This window comes from Vibrio sp. M260112, assembly GCF_036533775.1.
Classification (GTDB): domain Bacteria; phylum Pseudomonadota; class Gammaproteobacteria; order Enterobacterales; family Vibrionaceae; genus Vibrio.
Genome location: NZ_JATABH010000129.1, coordinates 1 through 1,799, shown reverse-complemented (window position 1 = coordinate 1,799; position 1,799 = coordinate 1). Strand labels below are relative to the sequence as shown.

General features: G+C 45.0%; 2 protein-coding genes and 1 pseudogene. 1 reads left to right on the top strand and 2 read right to left on the bottom strand.

What is annotated here, in order from left to right:
* A partial coding sequence (locus QTN95_RS20465) for a helix-turn-helix domain-containing protein (protein WP_331418821.1) occupies positions 1 to 394 on the bottom strand: 394 nt, incomplete at its 3' end.
* A gap of 130 nt (positions 395 to 524) precedes the next feature.
* On the opposite strand from QTN95_RS20465, the pseudogene QTN95_RS20460 reads away from it, so the two are divergent.
* A pseudogene (locus tag QTN95_RS20460) lies at positions 525 to 1,403 on the top strand (IS256 family transposase); the annotation flags it as partial.
* Positions 1,404 to 1,436: 33 nt separating this feature from the next.
* On the opposite strand, the gene QTN95_RS20455 reads toward QTN95_RS20460, so the two are convergent.
* On the bottom strand, positions 1,437 to 1,799 hold a 363-nt coding region (locus tag QTN95_RS20455), incomplete at its 5' end, for an IS66 family transposase (protein ID WP_331418820.1).

Sequence of the window (1,799 nt, the reverse complement as noted above, 5' to 3'; positions counted from 1 at the left end):
GCTTGTAGCTAAAACCATTGTGGTGAAGCCATTTGTTCATACCAGAAACAGTATAATCAAGTCCAAATGTCTCTTTAACGTAGGCGACAATTTGATGAGTATGAGAATAGGTTTTCTCAGACAAATGCTCGATTAGGTGCATGGTTTGAGTAGCAGAAAGCTTGCTTTGGCTTCCGCCATTTTCAGGCTTAAGTTTTTCAGAAAGAACGTAGTCACTAAGGTGGCGTGCAACGGTTGATTCATGAATGCGAAGAGCTTGAGCAATCATGGTCTGACTCCACCCCTCTGTGGTAAGCAATACTGCTTTAATACGGTCACGCACTCGACCATCACGAGTAGAATCGTGCATTTGTTCGAGTTGCAGTTTCTGTTGAGAAGTCAGTGTAATTTTCATGGTTCGTAGCATGATCCTGATTCTAAATAAAATCAAGCATTTTCAATGATCAGGGGTATACGCGCCCTTTGTAAGGTAGTGTTTAGAAATCTGTGTCATTTCAGTAATATGTATAAAACAGGAATGACACATGACCAACGAATTCGATCTAGAACAAGCCATTAAAGCTCTTCAGTCAGGACAAGATCTGACAGGTAAAGATGGCTTCTTAACTCCCCTTATTAAGCAAATAACTGAAGCTGCATTAAAGGCAGAACTTGAGCAACACCTAGACAATGACGACCAACCAAACCGCAAAAATGGCTCAAGCAAGAAGACTGTTAAGTCTTCAGTAGGCGCATTTGAACTAGACACACCACGTGATCGCCAAGGCTCGTTTGAGCCTCAACTCATCAAGAAAAACCAAACTAAGCTCACTGATGAGATCGACCGTAAGATCTTGTCTATATTCTCACTTGGCATGAGCTATCGTGACATTCGTGGTCACGTCGAAGATATGTATGGTATTGATGTCTCTGAAGCCACTATAACAGGCGTGACAGACCGTTTAATCCCTGAACTTAAGGAGTGGCAGCAACGTCCACTAGATCCACTTTATCCCTTTGTCTGGCTTGATGCCATCCATTATAAAATCCGAGAAGATGGACGCTACATCAGCAAGGCGATTTACACTATCCTTGGCCTCACGATTGAAGGTAAGAAAGAGTTGCTAGGTCTTTACCTATCCGAATCAGAGGGTGCAAACTACTGGCTGTCAGTGCTAACCGATCTGCATAATCGTGGAGTCGAAGACATCCTGATTGCCTGCGTGGATGGCCTTACAGGCTTCCCAGAAGCCATCGCTACGATTTACCTAAATACAGAAGTGCAACAGTGTGTAATTCATCAGATCCGCAACTCATTGAAGTACGTGGCCTCCAAGCACCAGAAGGAGTTTATGGCTGACCTGAAGCCTGTCTACCGTGCTGTCAGCAAAGAGGCTGCTGAGATGGAGCTGGATCGCTTAGAAGTATCCGCCCCATGATCCCACGGTGCGACACTGCTAGTGTTTGAAGTTCCAAGGCAGGAGCGCATCGATATCTGGCTCCGCTTTCGCCAGCTCTTTCATATACTTGACCATATAGTCGTAAAGGATAAGACCATTGGCTTTCGCGGTCTCGACGATACTGTAAAGCATCGCACTCGCTTCAGCTCCATCGGGATTGGTCGAGAAGAGCCAGTTCTTTCTCCCAATAACCAGCGGTTTTGTTGCGCGTTCAGCACGATTATTATCTATCGATAAATGACCGTCATCGATATAGCGGATAAGTTTCGGCCATTGGCCTAGCGTGTATTTTATCGCTTTACCCAGCGGGCTAGACTCAAGCACTTGTTGAGTTGTCATCCATTCGTAAAGCTCATCGAG